This is a genomic window from Flavobacterium sp. 5, assembly GCF_002813295.1.
Taxonomy (GTDB): Bacteria; Bacteroidota; Bacteroidia; order Flavobacteriales; family Flavobacteriaceae; genus Flavobacterium.
The window spans coordinates 676,044-699,814 of sequence record NZ_PHUE01000001.1 but is presented as its reverse complement, the minus strand read 5'-3'; the positions used below and the strand labels follow the sequence as shown (position 1 = coordinate 699,814).

19 protein-coding genes are annotated in these 23,771 nt (G+C 31.7%); 11 read left to right on the top strand and 8 right to left on the bottom strand.

The features are described 5' to 3' along the window. Window positions 1–831: 831 nt before the first annotated feature. From CLU82_RS02855 to CLU82_RS20825, 6 genes are all read left to right on the top strand, one after another. Window positions 832–3,894 carry a TonB-dependent receptor gene (locus CLU82_RS02855; RefSeq protein ID WP_100841666.1) on the top strand — a complete coding sequence of 1,021 codons (3,063 nt, stop codon included), beginning with the start codon at window positions 832–834 and terminating at the stop codon, window positions 3,892–3,894. A gap of 10 nt (window positions 3,895–3,904) precedes the next feature. Then, complete coding sequence (locus tag CLU82_RS02850) at window positions 3,905–5,398, top strand: RagB/SusD family nutrient uptake outer membrane protein (protein WP_100841665.1); 1,494 nt, start codon at window positions 3,905–3,907, stop codon at window positions 5,396–5,398. A gap of 573 nt (window positions 5,399–5,971) precedes the next feature. Continuing rightward, window positions 5,972–8,254 carry a beta-glucosidase BglX gene (gene bglX, locus CLU82_RS02845; RefSeq protein WP_100844911.1) on the top strand — a complete coding sequence of 761 codons (2,283 nt, stop codon included), beginning with the start codon at window positions 5,972–5,974 and terminating at the stop codon, window positions 8,252–8,254. Between the two features lie 7 nt (window positions 8,255–8,261). After that, window positions 8,262–9,017 (top strand): family 16 glycosylhydrolase, encoded by a 756-nt coding sequence (locus tag CLU82_RS02840; RefSeq protein ID WP_100841664.1) that lies wholly within the window; start codon window positions 8,262–8,264, stop codon window positions 9,015–9,017. A gap of 402 nt (window positions 9,018–9,419) precedes the next feature. Continuing rightward, window positions 9,420–10,004: an RNA polymerase sigma factor gene (locus CLU82_RS02835; RefSeq protein ID WP_100841663.1), complete on the top strand. Its 585-nt coding sequence runs from the start codon at window positions 9,420–9,422 to the stop codon at window positions 10,002–10,004. Between the two features lie 51 nt (window positions 10,005–10,055). After that, window positions 10,056–10,199: a hypothetical protein gene (locus CLU82_RS20825; RefSeq protein ID WP_198520180.1), complete on the top strand. Its 144-nt coding sequence runs from the start codon at window positions 10,056–10,058 to the stop codon at window positions 10,197–10,199. Between the two features lie 100 nt (window positions 10,200–10,299). On the opposite strand, the gene nth is transcribed toward CLU82_RS20825, so the two are convergent. Further along, a complete protein-coding gene (gene nth, locus CLU82_RS02830; RefSeq protein ID WP_100841662.1) occupies window positions 10,300–10,953 on the bottom strand; it encodes an endonuclease III in 654 nt (217 codons plus the stop codon). Between the two features lie 144 nt (window positions 10,954–11,097). Here nth and bcp point away from each other — a divergent pair, with 144 nt between their 5' ends. Continuing rightward, complete coding sequence (gene bcp, locus CLU82_RS02825; protein WP_100841661.1) at window positions 11,098–11,550, top strand: thioredoxin-dependent thiol peroxidase; 453 nt, start codon at window positions 11,098–11,100, stop codon at window positions 11,548–11,550. 104 nt (window positions 11,551–11,654) lie between these two features. On the opposite strand, the gene CLU82_RS02820 is transcribed toward bcp, so the two are convergent. Beyond that, a complete protein-coding gene (locus CLU82_RS02820) occupies window positions 11,655–13,118 on the bottom strand; it encodes a nicotinate-nucleotide adenylyltransferase (RefSeq protein WP_100841660.1) in 1,464 nt (487 codons plus the stop codon). A 98-nt stretch (window positions 13,119–13,216) separates the two neighbouring features. On the opposite strand from CLU82_RS02820, the gene CLU82_RS02815 reads away from it, so the two are divergent. Beyond that, window positions 13,217–13,981, top strand: a complete 765-nt coding sequence (locus tag CLU82_RS02815) for an MBL fold metallo-hydrolase (protein ID WP_100841659.1) — start codon at window positions 13,217–13,219, stop codon at window positions 13,979–13,981. 7 nt (window positions 13,982–13,988) lie between these two features. Continuing rightward, window positions 13,989–14,489 carry a hypothetical protein gene (locus CLU82_RS02810; RefSeq protein ID WP_100841658.1) on the top strand — a complete coding sequence of 167 codons (501 nt, stop codon included), beginning with the start codon at window positions 13,989–13,991 and terminating at the stop codon, window positions 14,487–14,489. Between the two features lie 68 nt (window positions 14,490–14,557). Here the strand turns inward: CLU82_RS02810 and CLU82_RS02805 are convergent, their stop codons facing one another. Genes CLU82_RS02805 through CLU82_RS02790 form a run of 4 tightly spaced genes read right to left on the bottom strand, consistent with a single transcriptional unit; the run spans window position 14,558 to window position 18,801 of the window. Beyond that, entirely contained in the window at window positions 14,558–15,205 is a 648-nt protein-coding gene (locus CLU82_RS02805) for an alpha/beta hydrolase (RefSeq protein WP_100841657.1), read from the bottom strand. Window positions 15,206–15,251: 46 nt separating this feature from the next. Further along, entirely contained in the window at window positions 15,252–15,578 is a 327-nt protein-coding gene (locus CLU82_RS02800) for a hypothetical protein (protein ID WP_100841656.1), read from the bottom strand. 9 nt (window positions 15,579–15,587) lie between these two features. Further along, window positions 15,588–16,841, bottom strand: coding sequence for a dihydroorotase family protein (locus CLU82_RS02795; RefSeq protein ID WP_100841655.1), 1,254 nt, complete (start codon window positions 16,839–16,841; stop codon window positions 15,588–15,590). Between the two features lie 31 nt (window positions 16,842–16,872). Next, window positions 16,873–18,801 (bottom strand): BatA and WFA domain-containing protein, encoded by a 1,929-nt coding sequence (locus CLU82_RS02790; protein ID WP_100841654.1) that lies wholly within the window; start codon window positions 18,799–18,801, stop codon window positions 16,873–16,875. A 180-nt stretch (window positions 18,802–18,981) separates the two neighbouring features. Between CLU82_RS02790 and CLU82_RS02785 the strand changes: the two genes are divergently transcribed. After that, complete coding sequence (locus CLU82_RS02785; RefSeq protein WP_100841653.1) at window positions 18,982–20,115, top strand: lactonase family protein; 1,134 nt, start codon at window positions 18,982–18,984, stop codon at window positions 20,113–20,115. An 83-nt stretch (window positions 20,116–20,198) separates the two neighbouring features. On the opposite strand, the gene CLU82_RS02780 is transcribed toward CLU82_RS02785, so the two are convergent. Next, window positions 20,199–21,548 carry a DEAD/DEAH box helicase gene (locus CLU82_RS02780; protein ID WP_100841652.1) on the bottom strand — a complete coding sequence of 450 codons (1,350 nt, stop codon included), beginning with the start codon at window positions 21,546–21,548 and terminating at the stop codon, window positions 20,199–20,201. Window positions 21,549–21,909: 361 nt separating this feature from the next. On the opposite strand from CLU82_RS02780, the gene CLU82_RS02775 reads away from it, so the two are divergent. Further along, a complete protein-coding gene (locus tag CLU82_RS02775) occupies window positions 21,910–23,058 on the top strand; it encodes an IPT/TIG domain-containing protein (RefSeq protein WP_157813314.1) in 1,149 nt (382 codons plus the stop codon). Window positions 23,059–23,195: 137 nt separating this feature from the next. On the opposite strand, the gene CLU82_RS02770 is transcribed toward CLU82_RS02775, so the two are convergent. After that, window positions 23,196–23,621, bottom strand: a complete 426-nt coding sequence (locus tag CLU82_RS02770; protein ID WP_100841650.1) for a response regulator transcription factor — start codon at window positions 23,619–23,621, stop codon at window positions 23,196–23,198. Window positions 23,622–23,771: the final 150 nt, after the last annotated feature.

Genomic DNA, 23,771 nt, shown 5'->3' with positions numbered 1-23,771 from the left:
ATAATTGGATTTATAAAAATCATAAATAGTTTTTGTATTTATGATTCCAAAGTAAATGCATTCGAAATTATTACTCCCAATAATACTAATGTAAAGTTATACCACACGAGTATTCTATTTGTTTTTAGATTGTAAATTAATGATTATTCGAATTTCAAAGTGTTGCTGCATATTTGGATTTCAAATAATCTGATTTTAAAAAACGATAGAATTAGCAATGTCTTGATAATAACTTAAGATGATTCGCGAATTGAAATCAATAGCATTTGATATTTTTAGATCAAAAGTCATGTATTATGTGGTGTATATCGCTTGCGATAAACTTAATTAGTGAAATTATTTAAAATAATATTGAATATTATTTTAAAGATTTTGATAAGGTGGATAATTGCTTTATAAAAGGATCAATTCTATTCTGCCAGGCTAAATGTTAAGTGATTTTAGCGATGTATTTAACTCATAATTATTACTTTTTTTAAGGAACCATTTCCTTTGTTTAATATTTGTTTGTCAAGTATTGAGAGAAAAAGATATCGTTTGCGTGAAAAGATGGATTTATCAGATGAACAAGTAGTTACGAGTATATTGTCGAGGTATAGGTTGTCCTTATTTTTTTTAAATCGCCCATACATTACCACAACATTGATGTATTGTTGTGTTTTTTATATTCGTATTTAAGAGATTTAAATTCTTGATTTATAAGGCCTCTGTGCGGTATTGATAATTAATTGTGTTTTTTTTTGAATTGTATGTTTTTTGTTGTGGTTCATTTTGCGTTTTCTTCAAGTCTTCCCAATATGTTTGCAATTCACTAACTAAAACTTATAAATTATGAAGTTAAATCATTTATTAATTATCTTTTTGCTTTTTTCTGCTTTTGGTTTTGCCCAAAAGAAGGGATTTGTGGGAACAGTAAAAGAACAAAGTTCAGGTTTACCCTTGTATGGTGTAAACGTTACGGACAAAAAATCAGGTTCCACTGAAGTCACTGGTTTTGATGGAAAGTTTTCTTTTAAAGAAGTATCCACAGGAACCACTCTTGTCTTTACATATGTAGGTTATAAATCAATAGAGTATATTGTTAATGAAGGTGATTCAAATATAGTAATCAACTTGCAGGACGAACCGAAAGCTTTGAGTGAAGTTGTTGTTATTGGTTACGGAAGTGTAAAGAAAAAGCAACTTACTGGTGCTGTAAGTGTGGTAAGTAGTAAAACAATTGAAACACTAAGACCTGTAAAAATTGAACAAGCATTACAAGGAACTGTATCTGGAGTAAATGTTACGACAATAGGTGGAGCACCAGGTGCCGACATCAGCGTTCGTATTCGTGGTATTTCAACTAATGGAGAAAATAAACCAACTGCCATCATTGATGGATATATAGGAGATTTAAGTACTTTAAGTCCGAATGATATTGAATCACTTACCGTTTTAAAAGATGCTCAGGCTGCTATTTACGGTACAATAGGAGCTAATGGAATTATTCTTGTAACTACCAAAATGGGTAAGAAAAATTCTAAAGCAAGAATTTCTTTTAACTCTTCAACAGGTATTCAAGTCGCTAGTAGAAATTTACCAACATTAAATGCAACTCAGTATGCAAATCTATTAAACGAAAGTTATTCTTTTAGTGGTAAACCTTTGCCTTATCCAAATGTTTCTGAATTAGGAGAAGGAACTAATTGGCAAAAAGAAATTTTTAATCCAGCACCAATCATTAATTATGATTTATCAATAAGTGGTGGATCTGAAAAAATTACTTATGCAGTAAGTGCTTCTCATGTGGATCAAAAAGGTATAGTTGGAGGTGATAAATCTGGTTTTTTGAGAAACTCAGGACGTATTTCTCTTGGAGCAGATGTATCCGATCGCTTAAAGTTGAAAACTAATGTAATTTATACTTTTCAAACTAGAAAAACTTTAAATGATGACGGTGGTGGATTAGGTACTGCTTTATTTAATGCTTTGAATGTTGCTCCTACACAAAGTCCTTACGATAGTAACGGAAATTATACTTTGGTACCTGCAGCGGGATTTGGTGCAGAAATTATCAATCCATTAGCACAGATTGATAATACTTACAATAGTAATGAGTTGAGAAAATTTAATGGAAATATTGGATTGGATTATAAGGTAACTGATGCATTTACAATGTCTGGGTCACTAGGTTTTAATACTCAAAGTATACAAAGTAGAGTATTTGGAAAAATAGTTGATTATGGAGGAAAAGTTTTTGATGTAAAAAGAAGTTCTGTTACTCAAGGTGCAGAATTCGCATATAATTATTCTTTGGATCTATATGGTACATATGCTAAAAAAGTAGGTGAACATAATATAGTAGGAACTTTAGGTACAACAGTTTTTAAAGACTATGGTAATAAATTGTTTGCTACTGGTTTTGATGTTCCTTATAATTCATGGGAGTACGCAGATATTAGTTTGGCTAATGGATTTCCTAAAACACCTCCGAATAGAACAGAATATTTTGATGAAAGAAGATTGTCTTATTTTGCAAGAGCTCAATATGATTTCAAAGGTAAATATCTTTTTTCTGCTATGTTAAGACGTGATTCTTCAACAAGATTTGGTCCTAATAATAGAGTAGCGTATTTCCCTTCGATGACTGCTGGATGGGTTATTTCTGATGAAAACTTCTTTGGTGGGAATGAAGGCACAGTAAATTTCTTGAAACTGAGAGGAAGTTATGGAGTTCTCGGGAACGATCAAATTCCTCCTAATGGTTATGTTTCTCAATTAAGTGGTGAAGCTGCTTATGTTTATAGTAATGCTACTGATAAGGATGCTATTGTTTTCGGTAAAGCAACAGGACAGATCCCAAATCCAAACTTGAAATGGGAAGAAGCGAAAAAATTTGACGTTGGTTTGGATATTAAAATGTTTCAAAACAAAATCAATATTGTTGCTGATTATTTTATTGATAATAGAAAAGATTTGTTGATTGCATGGATTCCAGTTTCTGGTATTCTTGGGGTATCGGCTCCAGGTGCAAGCCCTCCAACCATGAATGCTGGATCAGTAAAAAATACAGGTGTTGAATTTGCAATCGATTATAGTAAAACTTTTTCCAATAAACTTTCTTTGAGTTTAGGATATAATGTAACTTTTATTAAAAATGTAGTAACAGAAGTAAAGAATGGTACTCATTATATTGAAGGCGGATCGTTTAGTACAGGACAATCTCCGCCATCTAGAATGGAAGAAGGGAAACCGTTGGGGTATTTCTTTGGTTACAAAACCAATGGTATTTTTCAAAATCAAGCAGAAGTTGACGCAGCTCCTTCTCAAATAGCATTAGGTGCCGAGGCTAAGCCTGGGGATATTCGTTATGTTGACGTTGACGGAAATGGTGTAATCAATAATTTTGACAGAACAGATATTGGTAATCCAATTCCAGCAGCAACTATGGGTTTTAATCTACAATTAGATTATAAGCACTTTGATTTTGTAGCTTATACTTTTGCTTCTATAGGAAATGAGATGATAAGAAATTATGAAAAAGTATTAACTGATGTTAATCATTTGGATTACATACTAGACAGATGGCATGGTGCAGGAACAAGCAATACAGTTCCAAGAGTAACTACAGATGCAACTACAAACAATGTGCTTTCGGATTATTTTGTTGAGGATGCTTCTTATATACGTATTCAAAATGTACAACTAGGATATTCAGTAGATCCTGACTATTTTAAGAAAGTAGGTATAACTAAATTTAGGGTTTATATGGGGGTTAATAACCTATATACTTTTACAAAATACAAAGGCTATGATCCAGGTGCATCTAACGGAGCACCAATTGGTGGAGGAATTGATAATGGTTTTTATCCAATTCCTAAAACGTATTTGTTTGGTTTAAACGTTAATTTTTAATCAGTAAAAAATGAAAAAATATATATTTATTACAGTAACAAGTATGGCACTTTTCTCTGCTATTTTTGTTTCATGCAGCGATAATTTTATAGAACGTCCTATTCAATATTCGATAGATTCGGAGAGTTATTTCAATTCTAAAGAGGATTATCAAAATGCTTTAGTTGGAGCTTATGACTTGCTTCAAACGACATATAATAATGTTATCATGGGGGAATTTGCTTCGGATAATACTTTAGCAGGAGGTGGAGATGCTACCGATGTTGCCGGTTGGCAACAAATTGATGATATGATACACACTCCGGTGAATGAAAATATTAAAAACACTTGGGATTGGATGTTTGCAGGTGTTCAAAGGGCAAATTATATTTTAGAGTTTAAAGATAAAACTGATTTTGAGGGTAAGAATCAGATTATTGCTGAAGCTCGTTTTCTTAGAGCTTATTATCATTTTGAATTGGTAAAATGGTTTGGTGGTATTCCACTAAATGGAGATAAAAGATTTGCTCCAGGTGATGAAACAAAGATACCACGTTCTTCTGTCGCTGAGGTATATGCTTCTATAGAGTCAGATTTGATTTATGCAGCTGATAATTTATCAGCTGACGCTTCAGTACAAGGGAAAGTTACGAAAGGTGCAGCTCTTGCTTTACTTGGAAAAGCTTATTTGTATGATAATAAATTTCCTGAAGCTGCAATTGCTTTTGAAAAAGTAATTGCGTCTTCTAAATATTCTTTGGTTACTGATTATGGGTCAATTTTTGAAATGGAAGGTGAAAATGGACCAGAATCTATTTTTGAAGTGCAGTATACAGATATCGAAGGTGCAAGTTATGTTTGTAAACAATGTAGTGAAGGAAATATAGCAGTTGGCTTTAGCGGCGTTAGAGATTATGTAGGGCCTAAATATTCTTCAGGATGGAGTTTCAATGTACCAACCAAAGAAACTCATGACGCATTTGAAATTGGAGATTTAAGAAGAGATGTCTCCGTGCTTGATATTGCTGCTTGGGCAACAGCAAATAGTACACCTGGACATCCAGTTACCTATAGTAAAGGAAATGAAGATACAGGTTACTTTAGTCAAAAATACTTACCAAGAACAAGGCGTAATGAAGCTTCCAATGATTTAAAATTAACCAATCCTAATAATTATAGAGCTATTCGTTATGCTGATGTTTTATTGATGGCAGCCGAAGCACTTAATCGTGGAGGTTTAGATGATGCTAAAGCATTAGGATATTTAAATCAAGTAAGAGACCGAGCTTTTGGTAATACAAGTCATAGAATATCTGCTACAGGTTCAGGATTGACAGATGCTATCTGGAAAGAAAGAAGAGTTGAATTTGTTGGAGAAGGTTTACGATTTTTTGATTTGGTTAGAACAGGAAAAGCGGCAGCTGCAATCAGTGGTTTTGTTGTTGGTAAACACGAGTTATTTCCAATTCCTTTAGAAGAGATTCAGTTTTCTAATGGAAATTGGAAGCAAAATCCTGGATATTAAAAACAAGATTGTCATAGAAATAAATTTATTAAAAAATAAATTAGTGTGATAGTTAAGAATAATAAATAGCAGCAAATGAAATTGCGATAATTTTAATTTTTTAAGTAAAGAATTACGATTTCATTTGCTGTTAAAAAATAAATAGTATCTAATATGAAAATATACTTTTTTAATACTACAAATGTTAAAAAGTATTTTTAATCCCTTTAACCTCCTTTGTTTTTGAAAATTTCGATGCTGCAAAAGAAATTATAGAAAGTGTTAGAAGCTTTCTAGTGGAGGTTTTATTGGGTATTATATTGGTTGATGTTTCTGTGGAATTTCTACTATTAAAATGCAAGTTCCTGTATTTGATAATTCAGATACTTCATTGAGATTTCATTGTATTTTTAAAATTCTTAAATGTTGAGATGAATTCAGCTTTTGGAAGTATTGAGGATATAGCTTTCATACAATCTACCATAAGTAGATAATATAAATATTTATTAATAAGTTTTGGGTTAGTAATGTAAAATAAGAAGATTGAGTGGTTTTCAGTCTTCTTATTTTTTTAAAGATTAAGTTATGGTACAAATGAATAGAAGGTTTTTTTTGTTTTTTTTAGCAGTTGGGTTGTTTGTAATAGGCTCAGTTAAGGCACAAACTAAAGTTAAAAAAGAGGTTTCTTTTGATAAAAAAGTTGAGATACTTTTAAAGAAAATGACTCTTGAGGAGAAAGTTGGGCAACTTAATCAATACAATGGCTTTTGGGATGTAACTGGACCAACACCAAAAGAAGGTTTGGCAGCAAAAAAATATGAGGATTTAAAAAAAGGTTTAGTAGGTTCCATGTTGAATGTAAAAGGTGTAAAAGATGTAAGAGCCTTGCAAAAAATAGCTGTTGAACAAACCCGATTGGGAATTCCACTTCTTTTTGGTTTTGATGTGATTCATGGCTATAAAACCATTAGTCCTATACCGCTAGCTGAATCAGCTAGTTGGGATATGGATGCTATTCAAAAATCTGCAGAAATGGCCGCTGATGAAGCTTCATCCGTAGGAATAAATTGGACATTTGCGCCAATGGTGGATGTGTCTCGTGATGCACGTTGGGGGCGTGTTATGGAAGGAGCAGGTGAAGATTCTTATTTAGGAAGTAGAATTGCGGTTGCTCGTGTCAAAGGTTTTCAGGGGGATCTAAGTTCTAATAAAAATATTTTGGCCTGCGCCAAGCATTTTGCAGGTTATGCTTTTGCAGAATCGGGTAAAGATTACAATTCGGTAGATCTAGGGGAATCAACTTTGCAAAATGTTGTTTTTCCTCCTTTTAAGGCCTCTTTAGATGCTGGTGTTCGAACATTTATGAATTCTTTTAATGAACTAAATGGTATTCCTGCAACAGGTAATCCTTATTTACAAAGGGAAGTTCTGAAAGGAGATTGGAAATTTAAAGGTTTTGTTGTGTCAGATTGGGGTTCTATTCAAGAAATGAAGGCGCACGGATTTGCCAAAGATGACAAACAAGCTGCAGAAATTGCTATTAATGCGGGTTCTGATATGGATATGGAATCTAGTGCTTATGTTGATTATTTAGCTCAATTGGTTCACGAAGGTAAAGTGAAGGAAACTACTGTTGACGATGCCGTTCGAAGAATACTTAGAGTAAAGTTTGAATTGGGGTTGTTTGATAATCCATATAAATATTGTGATGAAGCCAGAGAATTGGCAACTGTTGGAAAACAGGAGTTTCAAAATGAAGTTTTGGACATGGCGAAAAAATCGATTGTTTTGTTGAAAAATAATAATGATGTATTACCTTTAAAAAAATCTGGACAAAAAATAGCTTTGATTGGTGCTTTGGCAAATGATAAAACAAGTCCGTTGGGAAGTTGGAGAATTGCAGCCGATGAGAATACCGCTGTTTCAGTTTTAGAAGGTTTACAAGCATATAAAGATAATCAGCTAACTTATGCTAAAGGTGCTGATGTTGCACTTGGTTCGCCAAAATTTATATTGGAAACCAAAATAAACACCACTGATAAATCAGGTTTTGAGGAAGCTATAACTACTGCAAAAAAAGCTGATGTTGTAATACTAGTTTTAGGGGAATATGGTTTGCAATCGGGTGAAGGTAGAAGTAGAGCAGATTTAGGTTTGCCAGGTGTGCAACAAGAACTATTGGAAGCAATATATAAAGTAAATTCAAATATAGTTTTGGTACTTAACAATGGACGCCCATTAGCTATTCCTTGGGCAGAGGAACATATTCCTGCTATCGTTGAAGCATGGCAACTTGGAACTCAAAGTGGTAACGCGATTGCGCAAGTATTGTACGGAGATTACAATCCAAGTGGAAAACTTCCAATGACTTTTCCTCGTAATGTGGCTCAGGTGCCAATTTATTATAATTATAAAAGCACAGGAAGACCTATAATGAACGAACCAGATAGTGTTTTTTGGTCGCATTATATAGATGAAAAAAATACTCCTTTATATCCTTTTGGATTTGGTTTAAGTTATTCTAAATTTGAATATTCAAATTTGAAATTATCTTCACAATCTTTTTCGAAAAATGGTAAAATAGAAGTATCTGTTTTGGTAAAAAACAGTGGAAAAGTTAAAGGTAAAGAAGTGGTTCAACTTTATATTAGAGATTTAATAGCGAGTATCACTAGACCTGTTTTGGAATTGAAAGGGTTTGAAATGATTGAATTAAAACCTAATGAAACTAAAAGAGTTACTTTTGAGATAAATGAAAAAACAATTGAATTTTTTACTGCTAATAGAAAATGGGAAGCTGAAACTGGAGATTTTAAAGTCTTCATAGGAGGTAATTCTGTAGAAACATTAAAAGGGGAATTCCAATTTGTAAAATAAAATAAGGATGAATAAATTTATGATAATCCTGCTGATAAGTGGGGCTGTATTCGGACAACAAACTAAAAGAAAATTGGTTTGGGAAGAGAATTTTGATGGTAAAACTTTGAATGATAAAGTTTGGAATATTGAATTAGGCGATGGGTGTCCCAATTGTGGTTGGGGAAATAATGAACGTGAGCTATATACTAATCAAAATCATAGGTTGGAAAATGGAAAGTTAATTATAACCGCCAAGAAAGAAGGAGATAGTTATACGTCCACTCGGATTAATACCAAAGCGAAAAAGGAATTTCAATACGGACGTTTGGAAGCTAGAGCCAAATTACCTTTAGGGTATGGAATATGGCCTGCATTTTGGATGTTAGGTTCTAATTTAGCGGAAAAGAATTGGCCTAAGTGTGGTGAAATTGATATTTTGGAATATATTGGACGCGAACCTCATACGGTGTATACTACTTTGCATACACAAGATAGTCACGGAAACTCTATTAATAGTAAAAAAACAATAATATCAAATATTGAAGAAGGTTATCATATTTATGCGATAGAGTGGACAAAAGATAAAATAGACTTTTTTGTAGATAAAGATTTGATTTATACTTTTCAACCAGAAATTAAAGACGAAAATACTTGGCCTTTCGACCAACCTTTTTATTTTTTAGTTAATTTGGCAGTAGGAGGTAATTTTGGAGGGCCAAAGGTTGATGATACCATTTTTCCTCAGGAATTTTTGATTGATTATATTAAAGTATATCAATAATAGAATTGTTCTCTTAGTTAATTTTGGCACTCTTGCAATTCTTTTTTGAAAAAGTGAGAGTGTCAGATTTATCAAGACTGTTGGTTTTTTGTAAGTATAATTTGTGTTTTTATTTTGATGCTAAAATAAAAATGAATCGCTTAGTTTGATTTAAAGTTTTAGCGCTTTGTTTGGTATGGCAATGTAAAACAATATTTTACAATTAGGATTTTTATATTAATTTGTTAAAAATTAAAGAGTTAATTTTTAAAAATGATATTTATTCTATTTTTTCTTGCTTCTTTTGATAATAATTTGTTAAATTTGGCAAATACTTAACCTTAAATAAAATCTCGTAAGCCTATAGCATAGAACTACCTTTTAGAAAACTCCCACGAACTAACGATCTAAAAAGGAATAGCTATGGCAAATATACAAAAAACGGATGCTTTATTAGTAAAGGATTATATGGCTGGTGACGAAAATGCATTGGCTACATTAATAAGAAGACATGAATCTAAAGTATATGGATTCATTTATTCTAAAGTCTCAGATAAAGACGTTTCCAATGACATTTTTCAAGATACTTTTATCAAAGTAATCAAAACCCTGAAATTAAATTCATATAACGAGGAAGGAAAATTTCTGCCTTGGGTAATGCGTATCGCTCATAATTTGATTATTGATCATTTTAGAAAGTCCAAAAAAATGCCAATGTACAGAGAGACAGAGGAGTTTTCTATATTTTCTGTGATGTCTGATGATTCACTTACTGTTGAAAATCAAATTATTGCAGATCAAGTAGAGGTGGATATTCGTAGACTCATAGAAGAACTTCCTTTAGATCAAAAAGAAGTTTTAATTATGCGCATGTATCAAGATATGAGTTTTAAAGAAATTTCAGAAACTACTGGGGTTAGTATTAATACAGCATTGGGTAGAATGAGATATGCTATAATGAATTTAAGAAAAATTATAGAAAAGCATCAAATTGTTTTGACAAATTGACAATAAAGGGGAGATTCCTCCGTTGTAATATAAAATACAATTTATATTCATATGGAAAAGAATTACTCTAAAGAATTAAAAACTACTAAAAAAATGAAACCAGATAAAGAAGTTGTTTCTTTTTTATTAAATTACTCTAAAGCATTGAAAGTATTTAAAATAGAGGAAAAGGTTTTTGAAATTATAGCCAATTAATTCGTTAAAATCAAAAAGAAATTTAAATCTTAATTGATTTAAAATAGATTCAAATTTCACTAGTTTTTATTAAACTAGTGAAATTTGTTGTTTATGATTGTTATTGTTTTTTTACAAATTCATTCAATACAGATTTTCGTCCAATTGTTTTGGTGATAATATCTTTCTCTAAACTCCAACCTCTTGCTGGTGAATATTCGCGACCATACCAAATAATTTGTAGGTGTAAATCATTCCATATTTCTTCTGGGAAAATGCGTTTAGCATCTCTTTCGGTTTGAACGACATTTTTACCATTTGTTAAGTTCCATCTGTACATTAATCGGTGAATATGAGTATCTACAGGAAATGCAGGGACACCAAAAGCTTGCGACATCACTACACTAGCCGTTTTATGCCCAACTGCTGGTAATTCTTCTAAAAACTCAAAACTTTGAGGAACTTTTCCGTTATGCTTATCGATCAAAATTTGTGATAAACCATGAATTCCTTTCGATTTCATAGGTGATAAACCACAAGGACGAATAATCTCTTTTATTTCTTCGACAGACATCTTAACCATATCGTATGGGTTATCAGCTTTAGCAAAAAGCAAAGGGGTAATTTGATTAACACGAACATCTGTACACTGTGCTGACAGTAAAACAGCAATTAGCAGCGTATATGGGTCTTTATGATCTAATGGTATTGGAATAGTTGGATATAATTCTTTTAACGTGTTTATTACAAATGTTACGCGTTCTTGTTTGGTCATTTTTTTGAGTTGCTAAGAATCTTTGTTTCTAAGAATGTTTTTGAATGTAAAAATAGTATTATTTACTTTTTGAATGGTGTTTTGAATGTCAAATTTTACAAAACTTAGTACCTTAGTGGCTTAGTAACTCATCAACTTAAAAATATGACTACATTAAAAATAGGAGATCAAGCCCCAAAATTTGCAGGTATAGATCAAGATGGAAAATTACATCAATTAACCGATTATAAAGGAAAAAAACTAGTTGTTTTCTTTTATCCAAAAGCATCAACACCAGGTTGTACTACTGAGGCTTGTGATTTAAGAGATAATTTTCAACGTTTTCAAGCTAATAATTATGAACTCCTTGGCGTAAGTGCTGATAGTGCCAAAGCGCAAGCGAAGTTTAGAGATAAATACGAATTACCTTTTCCGTTGTTGGCAGATGAGGATAAAACAGTTATTAATGCTTTTGGAGTTTGGGGTCCAAAAAAGTTTATGGGAAGAGAATATGATGGTATTCACAGAACAACTTTTGTCATCGATGAAAATGGTATTATCTCTGATATTATTTCAGATGTTAAAACCAAGGTTCATGCCAACCAAATCTTAAAATAAAGAACAGATTGGGATAATTCTTAATAGTATTTCTTTCTTTAAAAAAAAATCCAAGAAAAACATTTTGTCTTTCTTGGATTTTTTTGAATTTAGAATCGTTTAGTTTATTTGCTTGCTTCTAAAAGTGAATTGGATTGATAACCAAAAAGCCCTTTTTCTTTAATGATTTCTGCAACTCCAGGAGGAAGCATCGGCTCCCAGCCTGGTTTGCCGGCACTAATCATTTTTAATACTTCTCGAGAGAATACTTCTAATATTTCTGGGTTGTAATCCTCAATATCTACTACTTTTCCGTTGAATTTAAAGAACTTATATAATTCTTTCATTCTTGGATGTACTTTTAAGTTTTTGGAAGTTATGATTTCTCCTTCTTCGCCAATCATTGGGTATAAAAATACTTTCATATCACGATAAAATAATTTCCCAAAGGCTTCTAGGATTCCTCCGCTCAAATGGCGATAGTATTTTTCGTCAAATATATCTACTAGGTTATTAACGCCCATAGCAAGACCCATTCGGGCTTTGGTATAATTAGAAAAATATTCTACTACTTTATAGTATTCTTGAAAATTAGAAATCATTACAGTTTGTCCCAAAGAGCATAACAGCTCGGCACGATCCATAAAGTCTCTTTCGTCAATTTCACCATCAGATCGAAGATTAGATAATGTAATTTCGAAAATTACCAAAGTGTTTTCTTTTTCTACTTTGTTTTCTTCCAAAAACATCTTTAAAGAGTTGGCATACATATCCATGTTTACTTTGGTAACAGGACGGAAACTTCCTCTAAATGCAAGTAAGTTTTTTTTGTAAAGGATGGCTGCTGGCAGAACATTTTTTCCTTTTGGATTGAACATTACTGCATCTGTCATACCGTTTTTTACCAACTGTAAGCTCATTAAACGATTGTCAACATCAGCAAAACGGGGGCCCGAGAAATTAATGGTGTCAATTTCTAATTGGTCTTTGTCAAGATGGTCGTATAAATAGCGAAGTAATTTTTTTGGATCATTATATTTATAGAATGCACCATAAATCAAATTAACACCCAAAGTACCTAAAGTTTCTTGTTGTAATCTTGAATCCGTTTCTTTGAAACGAATATGAATAATTATTTCATTATAACCTTCTGTTGGGTCCAATTGATAGCGAATACCTACCCATCCATGCCCTTTGAATTGTTTAGCAAAGTCAATGGTAGCAACTGTATTGGCATAACTGAAAAACATCTTGTTTGGATGTTTTGTTCGACTTAATCGTTCTTCAATCAATTCGCCTTCAAAATTCAACATTTTTTTCAGTCGGCTTTCAGTTACGTAACGGCCGTCTTCTTCAATTCCATAAACAGCATCACTAAAGTCTTTGTCATAAGCTGACATTGCCTTTGCGATTGTGCCAGATGATCCACCTGATCTAAAAAAATGTCTAACTGTTTCTTGACCAGCTCCAATTTCAGCAAAAGTTCCGTATATGTTTTCATTCAAATTAATACGAAGTGCTTTATCCTTTAAAGAAGGAATTTGCTCGATAACTTTGTCTCCTTTTAGTTTTATCTTTTTGGCTTCCATTTTTTTTGTTTAAATTGGGCAATTATGTTACAAAGTTAACTAATTAGGCTTCTAAAGAAAGAGAATTAATTCTATTTTTGTAAAAAAAACAAACGCAATTGAAGGTATATTTTTTAGGTACAGGTACATCTCAGGGAATTCCTATTATTGGGGTTGATCATGAAGTTTGCAGAAGCACTGATTTTAAGGACAAAAGGCTCCGGGTTTCGGCTTGGATATCATGGAAAGATCACTCTTACGTTATCGATTGCGGACCTGATTTTAGACAGCAAATGTTGTCTTCTAATTGTAGAAAATTGGACGGAATTCTTTTTACTCATGAACATGCAGATCATACTGCTGGTTTGGATGATATACGACCTTTTAATTTCAGACAAGGAGAAATTCCTATATATGCTCATAAAAGGGTACTTACCAATATTGAAAAACGATTTGATTACATATTCGAAACTGTCAATAGATATCCAGGAGCACCTTCGGTAAAAATCATCGAAATTGAAAATGATAAACCTTTTTCTATTGGAAACAAAACCGCTATTCCAGTAAATGTTTGGCATGGAGATTTGCAGGTTTTTGGATTTAGGATTGATGATTTTGCTTATTTAACAGATGTAAAAACCATTGATGAAGTCGAAATTGATAAACTGAAAAACCTCAAAGTTTTAGTCGTTAATGCATTGCGTGAACAGCCTCATGATACACATTTTAATTTGGAAGAAGCACTCGATTTTATAGCTTTGCTGAAACCCGAAAAAGCCTATCTTACACATATTAGCCACATGCTTGGCTTTCATGAAGAAGTTCAAAAAAGATTGCCGGAAAATGTTTTCTTGGCTTACGACAATTTAGAAATTACAATTTAATCTACGAATGAAAAAATCATTACTCCTTTACGCTTTAATTTTGTCTTTAGTTTTTAATGTTTATACCTATATGTATTTAAGCAAAGAAGTTACTTTTGAGCAGGATAAATATAAAAAATCGACTACCAAATTAAAAGATAGTTTACAAGCAATGACTAATAAATGGTCTGATGCTGATTATTTCTCATTAGAAAAAAATGAAAATGCACAAAATTATTTCGAATCGGCTAAGTCAGATAAAATCCGAAACTATACGACTTTAATTCCTTATGTTACTGGTAAATTATTGGATTTTAATACAAACCCAAAAGGAAACCCTTATACAGGACAAGAGCAATTGGGAGCCAATAAATTTATAATTAATAAAGTAAAAGTGCTAAATCACCGTTGGATAATTGCAGATTATAATGATGGTGAATATTGGGGTGAAGTATTGTTGAAATATTTCATTAACGATGACGAAAGCGTTTCTTTTGAAGTAAATCAGTCTTTTATATATCAAAAGTAAAATTTTTTTAGTTGATAGTTTTTAGTTGTCAGGTGATGGACCGAAAACTAAAAACTATCAACTAAAAACTATTTTTGAATCAGCCAATTCTTGAAATCATAAAAATTTTGTGGTGCAACTCCATGACCAACAGGATATTCTTTGTAGGTAATGGCTATGCCTAATTTTTCTAAAATTGGAGATGTTTTTCTAGCCCAATCCAAAGGGATTACTTGGTCTACTGTTCCGTGAGAAGCAAATATTTTAAGTTTGCTTAAGTTGTTTTTTAAATAATCTTCTGCTACAATCTCTAAATTGAGATAACCACTCATTGCAACTACTTTATTTACTTTTTCAGGATAAGAAAGTGCTACTGCATAACTCAAAATAGAACCTTGACTAAAACCAACTAGATTGACATCATTGGCATCAATTGGGTAGTTTGCAACTAATTCATCAATAAAATCTGCAATTATATCTCTCGAAATTCGAGCCTGTTCATTGTCAGAAAATTTGTTTTGATCAGCATCAAAATTTATTGCATACCATGCATAACTTCCATATTGTAGATCGTAGGGAGCCCGAGCCGAGATTATATAATATTCATTAGGTAATTCTGTTGCAAACGAAAATAAATCAGCTTCGTTACTGCCGTATCCATGAAGTAAAAGTAATAATGGATTTTTGTCAAGAATAACTTTTGGTTCTCTTATTTTATATTCTAAAGATAGATTCATTTGTAATTAATTGGTAATTATCAATTGTTGATTGTTAATTGATTTTTTATGATATGCTTTTAAGCCATTTTTGAAAATAAGTCCCTAACAATGGAACTGGTTTTGTTTCGCCTTTTATAGCACTGAAAATCCCGTAAGACCATAAAACAGAAATAAAAATCCACATTGGTGCCGAAATCATTAAACTATTAAAGTTACTAATGATTAAGCCCAAAGAAATAAAGGTAAGTGTAAGTCCTAATCCTTGTCGGATATGAAATGAAGCAAATTCATTTTTATCCTCTGAATTCATAGACATGGCAATAAATACTCCAATGCCTAAAATATAACTGGTAATGGCTGCGGTTTTTCCAGCTTCGATAGTGTTGTTCATGATATTTAGTTATCCTAAAATTAATTTCCCTTGGTTCAAAATCCCGTAAGCTTTCCCTTTTAGATTAGTTCCCAAGAAAGCTGAATTTTTGGATTTTGAAAGTATGTTTTCCTTTGAAAAAACACTTGAACCTTCAGGATTAAATAAAGTAATATTGGCTATTTGTCCTTCGTTAATAATATTAGTCGGAATACTGAAAATCAATTTTCCTTCTGTGAATTTTTCGATGATGGTTTCCAAAGGTAATACAGTCACCAAAGATCCAAAAGCGCTTTCTAATCCGATTGTTCCATTTTTAGCCAAATCAAATTCCATTTTTTTGTGTTCAATATCAATTGGATTGTGATCGGAAGTGATTATATCAATCGTACCATCAAGTATTCCGCTAAGTAATGCTTGTCTGTCAGTTTCGGTTTTTAATGGAGGAGTTACTTTAAAACGGGTATCAAAACCTTCCAATTTTTCATCTGTCAAGACTAAATGATGAACAGCTACACTACATGTAACATTTAATCCTTTTGCTTTAGCTTCTTTAATTAATTGAACTGATTTTGCCGAAGAAATAGTAGGGATATGTAATTTTCCTCCAGTGTATTCCAGTAAAAATAAGTTTCGGGCAATTTGTAATTCTTCGGCTAAATCTGGTATGCCTTTTAATCCCAATCGGGTAGAAACAATTCCTTCATTTGCAACACCATTCCCTTTTATTTTATCATCTTGTGCGAAAGCAATAACTAGTCCATCAAAATCCTGAACATATTGTAATGCAATTTTAAGCAAATTGGCATTGTCTAGACTTTTTGTATAATCACCAAAAGCTACAGCTCCAGAATTTTTCATATCATACAACTCAGCCATGTCTTTGCCTTCACTTCCTTTTGTTAATGCACCTATTGGGAAAAGTTGCGTAGCAAAACCGTTAGCTTTGTTTTTTACAAAATTTACTTGGGCTTGGTTGTCTATAACAGGGTATGAGTTAGGTTGTAATGCGATGGCAGTAAAACCACTTTTGGCAGCAACATCAAGTCCATTGGCAATGGTTTCCCGATCTTCAAAGCCTGGCTCTCCAAGAGAAACACTACTATCAAACCATCCTTGAGAAATATGAAGATTGTCTAGTTTTAGTTCTTCAATATCATCATTGTTGGGAATTGCTGTTCCAATTTGTTTTATTAAACCATCAACAATTAAAAGATCAACAGTTTGATTGTTAAACGAACTTTTTGAATCTATAATTTTGGCACTTCGGATGATTATGTTCATGTTGTTTTTGTAATTTTTAGAAATCGGATTGTTATTTCACAAATTTGATAATTGCCATTTCCAATGCTAGAAATAGTAGTGCAAAGATAATAAACCATTTCCAAATTTGATTGTCACTTCGGTTGCTTTGTAGTGTGTCAAAAATGGTTGTAATGGAATCACTTGTTTTATAATCTGATAAAATACTTTCGTTGACTTGATTCAAATCACTTTCTGTTCTTGGGTAATTAAAACTAATATTTTCTATTGGTTTTTTGGAATCATAAATCATGTAATTGCCTGCTTTTTCAGGGTAATCATTAAAAAATAATTGAACTTTATTATTTAATAATTGTTGTACCGGAATAAATTGTTCGTCTGAATTTTTTACTGTTAGAATTTCATCTTTGGCCAAATTCACAGAAACGAGGTAGGAAGTATTGTTTCCAATTGTGTTTGCATTTATGCCATTATTTTGATTGCTTAAAGCCATTTTGTAAAAAACTGGAACAATTAATGGCGATTGCTGAAAATTAGAATTATCAGTATTAATTGGAGCCGAAAACACATAAACCGAAGAAACTGCTGTTTTTATTGCTGTTAAAAATGGAGATTGATCATCAAAATTTAAAACGGCTGGGCTTGTTGTCGAAATCGTAAAATCTTTTTTGATTTTTGGATACTGAAAATTATTTGTTTTGTTTTCAAAAACACCAGCAAATAATGGATGACTGAAGTTGATTTTGGTAATCAGTTTTTCATTCGATTCTAATGATTTGAATTGGGTGTTGTCAAATTGTTGTATCAACTCATTTAAGTTTGATATAGAAACTTTTTCAGATGGAATTACAATTAGATTTCCTCCTTTTTTGACAAAGGATTTCAAAGTCGTTTCTAAAGCTTGAGGGATTTCATCTAGTTCATTCAATACAATAGCATCTTGCTTGTCGATGGCATTATAATCTAAAGAGTTTAGTGTGAAAGAATTATAATTGAATTCGTCATTAGTGTAAATTCTACTTAGGAAATTATTTTTTTCAGGCGTTCCAATACTGATAATATTGTTCTTTTTGATTTTTGAAATACTAAAAAACAATTTGTTATCATAAACCAAGTCATTGTCTTCTATGGAAACATAACCATGAAAAGCTTGTTTCGGAATAGTAAAATTGATGGTTTCTTTTTTGTTTTTAAAGTTGATAATGGTTTTAGCAATCAGCTTGTTTTGATTGTATAAAGCCATAGAAACAGGTTTGAAATTATCACTGTAATTGGTCGTGTTGATACTTAATTCGTAGAAATCATCAAGTGTTTGACGAATGAAAACACTATCGATTGCTACATTGTTCTTTTGTTCTGCCTTTGGAATAATGAAATAAGGAATAGTAGAAGTTTCAATATTTTTTAATTGATTTGGAGTTAGACCCACCGCATCGGTAATGACAACAATATCTTTTTTGAAAGCCGACTTATGTGCTTTTACTTTTGCTAAAATATTGTCTAATTGAAAAGGAGTTGCACTGTATTTTAGGTTTTGCAATTCATTTCGAATCGTTTTAATATCGGTATCCCAATAACTATCTGTGTTGGTAAGTAAAGAGAAACTGGCATTCTCAGGAGTTTCTTCTAATAACTCTTGAATGGCACGTTTTAATAATTCTCCTTTTTTACCTTTGGCTTGCATGCTAAAGGAATTGTCCAGAATAATGTACATTTTATTGCTGGCATTTTTACTGTCCTTGGATTCGAAAAAGGGCTGAGCAAAGGCTAAAATAATAAAAGTCAATAATAGAAGACGACATGCCAAAAGTAACCATTTTTTAATTTTGGAACTTTTTCGAGTTTGTATTGAAAGGGCTTTTAGGAAACGAACATTGGTAAAATATTCTTTTTTGAAACGTCTTAATTGAAATAAATGAACCAAAATTGGAACAATCAATAAGAATAGAAAGTATAGAATTTCGGGTTGTTTAAAATGCATTCTAAGGTTTTGTTTGCTTCACAGAGTTTGTTTCAATGGAGAATTCCTTGAATTCTGTGTGTCAAAAATACAAATTTGTTCACAGTTTCTTATAATGTTGCTATTATTTTTCAAAAATGGAAAGAAATAGGGGGATTCTGAAAGATTATAAGTATTTTAGCTTCTTCGAAATTTTTTAATATGAAAAAACTATATTTATTTCTTCTTTTGATTTCTTCTATAGCTTCCATACAGGCTCAAAAAAATATTCACAATCTTATTGTCGGAACTTATACCAATTCCTGCAGCAGTAGAGGGATTTATGTATATGAGTTCAATTCCGAAAAAGCACAACTTAGATTGAAAAAGAGTTCAGATAGTATAGCTAGTCCCAGTTATGTATCGCTTTCTAAGGATGGTAAATTTATGTATGCAGTTAATGAAAATGGGAATGAAAGTACTGTAAGCGCTCTTGGTTTTGATCAAGCAAGCGGAAAACCAAGTTTAATTAATCAAGTAAGTTCAAAAGGTGCTGATCCTTGTTATCTAATTAATGACGATAATAATGTGATTGTAGCTAATTACTCGGGAGGAAATATAGCTGTTTTTGGAAAAAATGCAGATGGTAGTTTGACAGAAGCTAAACAAGTAGTTCAGCATTACGGAAAAGGAATAAATCCTGACAGACAGGAAAAGGCTCACGTACACATGGTCTATTTTTCGCCAGATAAAAAATATGTATTGAGTAATGATTTAGGAACAGACAAAGTATATGTGTACAATTATAATTCGACCGCTACTTCTGATGTATTAACATTAAAAGACAGTGTTTCAGTAACCCCTGGAAGCGGACCTAGACATTTGAAGTTTGATAAAAAAGGAAAGTATGTTTATTTGTTACAAGAACTCAATGGAGAGATAACTTCGTTTAGTTACAAAGAAGGAAAGCTAACTAAAGTTTTTGAAACGACAATTTTGGCAAAAGATTTTAAAGGTACATTTAGTTCCGCAGATATTGAAATTTCTCCAAACGGTAAATTTTTATATGCTTCAAACAGAGGAGAAGCTAACAATATTTCAGTTTTTAAAATTAAGAAAAAAGGTAAATTACAATTAAAAGGTCAAACCGGTACTTTGGGTAAAGGGCCTAGGAGTTTTGCGATTGATCCAACAGGCAAATTTCTTTTGGTAGGGCATCAATACACTAATAATATTGTTATTTTTAAGATTAATAAGAAGAAAGGAACATTAACAGATTCAGGAAAAAGTTTTGATTTATGCTCTCCTGTTTGTTTGATTTTTGACGAAGGAACCAATGCTAAAAAGAGAAAATAGAGATTAAAAATCAAAATGCATTATAAAAAAATAGCCTGAGATCGAAAATCTCAGGCTATTTTTTTTATACTAATCTAGAAGGATTATTTCTTCTTCTTTTTCTTAGCAGCTTGGTTTTTCAACATATTTCTATTTACAGAACCATGAGTTTTTTTCTTGGTTACACCAGGTCCTCCCAAGTTGACTTTTTTATTCTTTTTACTCTTTTCATGAAATGCGCCATCACCTTCTAGTTTTGTCTTTTTCATCAAAAACTTAATAGGCTGACGGTCTTTTTCAGGTTCAATTAGTTTTGATGAAACTTCAATTTCTTCTGGAAAAGGCTCAAATCCTAATTCCATATCCATTAATAATTCAATGGCAAATTTAAATTCTTCTTCTCTAGGCGCAATAAAACTAATAGCAGTACCAGTAGCATCGGCACGACCCGTTCTACCAATACGGTGCATATATAATTCAGGAAGTTCCGGCATTTCAAAGTTGATTACGTGCGTAATATTAGAAATATCCAAACCCCTCGCCATAATATCGGTGGTGATTAATCCACGAAGATTTCCTTCTTGAAATTCAGCCATCGTACTCAAACGATAATTTTGAGATTTATTTGAGTGAATAACACCAAATTGTCCTTCAAAATCTTCTTCAATGCGAGTATGAACCATATCCGAAATTTTCTTGTTGTTCACAAAAACCAAAACACGACTCATGTCTTCATTGGTTTCTAATAAATGTTTTAACAAGTTAATTTTAGTATTGAAATTTGGAACTTGATACGTGATTTGTCTGATTTTTTCTAAAGGAGTTCCTGATGCCGACAGCGTAACTTCTTCTGGATAATCAAAATAATCATTCAAAATAGTATCTACTTCATCAGTCATAGTCGCCGAAAAAAGTATGTTTTGACGTTTTTTAGGCATCATCGCCAAAATAGCAGTCAACTGAGTACGGAAACCTAAATTTAGCATTTCGTCAAACTCATCGATAACCAGTTTTTGCATTTCCTCAAAACGAATCACATTATCTAAAGTCAAATCCATGATTCTTCCAGGTGTTCCTACAAGTATATCACAACCTTGATAAACAGTTGTTTTTTGAGTATTGATATTCACACCACCAAAAATCCCAATAGTACGAACCGACATGTATTTCGTCAGTTTTTCGACTTCTTCAACCACCTGAACTACAAGTTCACGTGTTGGTACAAGAATTACAATTTTAGGAGTATGTCCAGGAGTAAATTTGTATAGTTTAAGCAGCGGTAATAAATAGGCAAATGTTTTACCAGTACCTGTTTGTGCAATCCCCATCATATCACGTCCTGACATTATCACAGAAAAAGTTTTTTCCTGAATAGGAGTAGGAGCTGTAAAACCCAAATCGGTTATGGCTTTTTGTACAGATTTAGGGAGATTGAATTGTTCGAAAGTACTCATTTGTATTTTTAATTTTGTGCAAAGGTACGTTATTAATCAGCATTTTAAAAATCTTGCGTTTTTTGTCATTGCGAGGAACGAAGTAATCTCACTATTATGAGCAAATTTTAGTGATTCCTCCGTTGTAGGAATGATAACTATGAACAGAATAAGAATCGTTTTTTTTAGGAGTAGAACCTTTTCGTTTTTTAATAAACATTCCACCTGCTCTCTACTATATCTCTTTTATTGGACTTTTAAAATAAGCCTTCCAATAAAGAGGAAAATAATTATTTTAAAACATTATATGCAGAATTATTTTGTATTAATATTTTATATCTTTCAAAAAAATATCCTAACTATTAAAAACCAAGCATTCAGAATGAAATATTTTTTTTCAATTTTAACACTATTTATTTTAATTAGTTGTACAAGTAGTAATTCAGAAGATACTGAAATCCAAAATCCGACATCACTAACCCCAACAATTCAAAGTATTTCGACTAGTTCAACTAATATAGGTGATACTATTATAATTAATGGACAAAACTTTAATCCAAATGAAAATTATATTATTACATTTAATGGTACAAAAGGTCAAATTACAGAAATTACTTCAACTACAATAAGCGTTAAAGTTCCAGTTGGTACAACTTCTGGTCAACTTCAATTTATTGTAAATGGTAAAACAGTTAATGCAGGTTATATTACTATAAATGGTACAAATCGTCTATTCGCATACAAACAATTTGGACAGGTTGTTGAATTAAATTCAGCTACAGGTGTAGAAACCAAAACTCTAGTATATGGTTTAGAATCTGATTTTTTAACTGAATTAAAGTATTTTGCTCCAACAAATGAAATTATAGGACAAGGAATAAAGCCAAATAACAATGGAATTAACCCTTTCAAACTTTTTAAAGTAAAACTTGCAGATAAAACTATAACAGAGATAACTTATGCAGGTTATGATCAATTGATCGTAACAACAACAGGAAAATTATATGGGTACAAATTGTATGAAGGTATTATTCAATTAAATCCAAATACAGGTTCCGAAATTGGAAATTTAATAAATACAGGAAGCGATCAACTTTATGGATTAATTTACAATCCTCAAACAAATGAAATAATGGGAGATAAAGGTATTCTTGATAATAATGGGAAAAACATTCATAAACTTTGCAAGATAAAACTTTCTGACAATTCGATAACTGAAAATATTTATTACGGTTATGATGAATTAATTCCTGCAACTAATGGAAAATTATATGCATATAGAGCAACCAAAAAAATAGTTGAACTCAATCCTGTTGATGGCACAGAAATCAAAACTTTAATAAATATTAGTGCAGAACATATTTCTCAACTTACTTATTTTCCACAAACAGATCAAATAATTGGAAAGAAAATTATATATAATAATGGAATTGCTACATATAAACTTTTAAAATTTAACCTAACCAATAATACTTTATCTGAAAATACTATTATTAAGGATGATTACGACTATTTTATCGTAACAGATTAAAAAGTGATTACCTAACAGTAGTAGCTGTTGCACAACCTCAAAAAAGATTCATTTTCAAAATAAATTATTTAAAAAACCTCTATTAGCTGTTTTTGGACTGCAAATAGAGGTTTAATGTGGTATTAGGACTATTTGTTTTAGGCACTAATATTTATTGTCGTATTGTCGTTTGGTCTAATACTATGCTTTGTTTTGGCAAATAAGCGTTTTACTCTTAGTAACAATTCATTTGGATTAAACGGTTTAGAAACAAAATCATCTGCACCAAGATTAAATGCTTCTATAACTGTACTTTCTTCTTCACCTAATGATGAAACCACAATAACCGGGATGTTTTCAAAATGGTCTTTTGAATAGCCTATAATTTCTAATCCAGAACGAAAAGGGAGCATAATATCAGTAATAATTAAGTCGGGTATTAGTATAGGTATTTTTTCGATAGCACTCAAACCATCTTTACATGACGTTACTTGATATCCTTCTTTCTTAAGTATGAATTCAAGAATTTTGATCATTAATATGTCATCTTCAGCAATCAATATTTTTAAATCTGAATTGTTCATGTTTTTTTTGTTTTAATATTTAATCACTCTTTTTGGGATTGATGTTATTTTTAAAAGCGGTATTTTTTGAGACAGTTCCTCTCAAACAATAATTGTGCCAATTGTCAGTTTTAATTTTTTTTTGGGTGTAAAATATTCTTTATGAGTGAA

Bases quoted from the DNA above. Each gene is read 5' to 3' on its own strand.
- CLU82_RS02805 (WP_100841657.1), bottom strand. From the start codon at position 15,205: ATGAATCTATCTTTAGAATATAAAATAAGAGAACCAAAAGTTATTCTT.
- CLU82_RS02850 (WP_100841665.1), top strand. From the start codon at position 3,905: ATGAAAAAATATATATTTATTACAGTAACAAGTATGGCACTTTTCTCT.
- CLU82_RS02820 (WP_100841660.1), bottom strand. From the start codon at position 13,118: ATGGAAGCCAAAAAGATAAAACTAAAAGGAGACAAAGTTATCGAGCAA.
- CLU82_RS02855 (WP_100841666.1), top strand. From the start codon at position 832: ATGAAGTTAAATCATTTATTAATTATCTTTTTGCTTTTTTCTGCTTTT.
- nth (WP_100841662.1), bottom strand. From the start codon at position 10,953: ATGACCAAACAAGAACGCGTAACATTTGTAATAAACACGTTAAAAGAA.
- CLU82_RS02795 (WP_100841655.1), bottom strand. From the start codon at position 16,841: ATGAACATAATCATCCGAAGTGCCAAAATTATAGATTCAAAAAGTTCG.
- CLU82_RS02800 (WP_100841656.1), bottom strand. From the start codon at position 15,578: ATGAACAACACTATCGAAGCTGGAAAAACCGCAGCCATTACCAGTTAT.
- CLU82_RS02780 (WP_100841652.1), bottom strand. From the start codon at position 21,548: ATGAGTACTTTCGAACAATTCAATCTCCCTAAATCTGTACAAAAAGCC.
- CLU82_RS02775 (WP_157813314.1), top strand. From the start codon at position 21,910: ATGAAATATTTTTTTTCAATTTTAACACTATTTATTTTAATTAGTTGT.
- CLU82_RS02835 (WP_100841663.1), top strand. From the start codon at position 9,420: ATGGCAAATATACAAAAAACGGATGCTTTATTAGTAAAGGATTATATG.
- bcp (WP_100841661.1), top strand. From the start codon at position 11,098: ATGACTACATTAAAAATAGGAGATCAAGCCCCAAAATTTGCAGGTATA.
- CLU82_RS02785 (WP_100841653.1), top strand. From the start codon at position 18,982: ATGAAAAAACTATATTTATTTCTTCTTTTGATTTCTTCTATAGCTTCC.
- CLU82_RS20825 (WP_198520180.1), top strand. From the start codon at position 10,056: ATGGAAAAGAATTACTCTAAAGAATTAAAAACTACTAAAAAAATGAAA.
- bglX (WP_100844911.1), top strand. From the start codon at position 5,972: ATGAATAGAAGGTTTTTTTTGTTTTTTTTAGCAGTTGGGTTGTTTGTA.
- CLU82_RS02770 (WP_100841650.1), bottom strand. From the start codon at position 23,621: ATGAACAATTCAGATTTAAAAATATTGATTGCTGAAGATGACATATTA.
- CLU82_RS02840 (WP_100841664.1), top strand. From the start codon at position 8,262: ATGAATAAATTTATGATAATCCTGCTGATAAGTGGGGCTGTATTCGGA.
- CLU82_RS02790 (WP_100841654.1), bottom strand. From the start codon at position 18,801: ATGCATTTTAAACAACCCGAAATTCTATACTTTCTATTCTTATTGATT.
- CLU82_RS02810 (WP_100841658.1), top strand. From the start codon at position 13,989: ATGAAAAAATCATTACTCCTTTACGCTTTAATTTTGTCTTTAGTTTTT.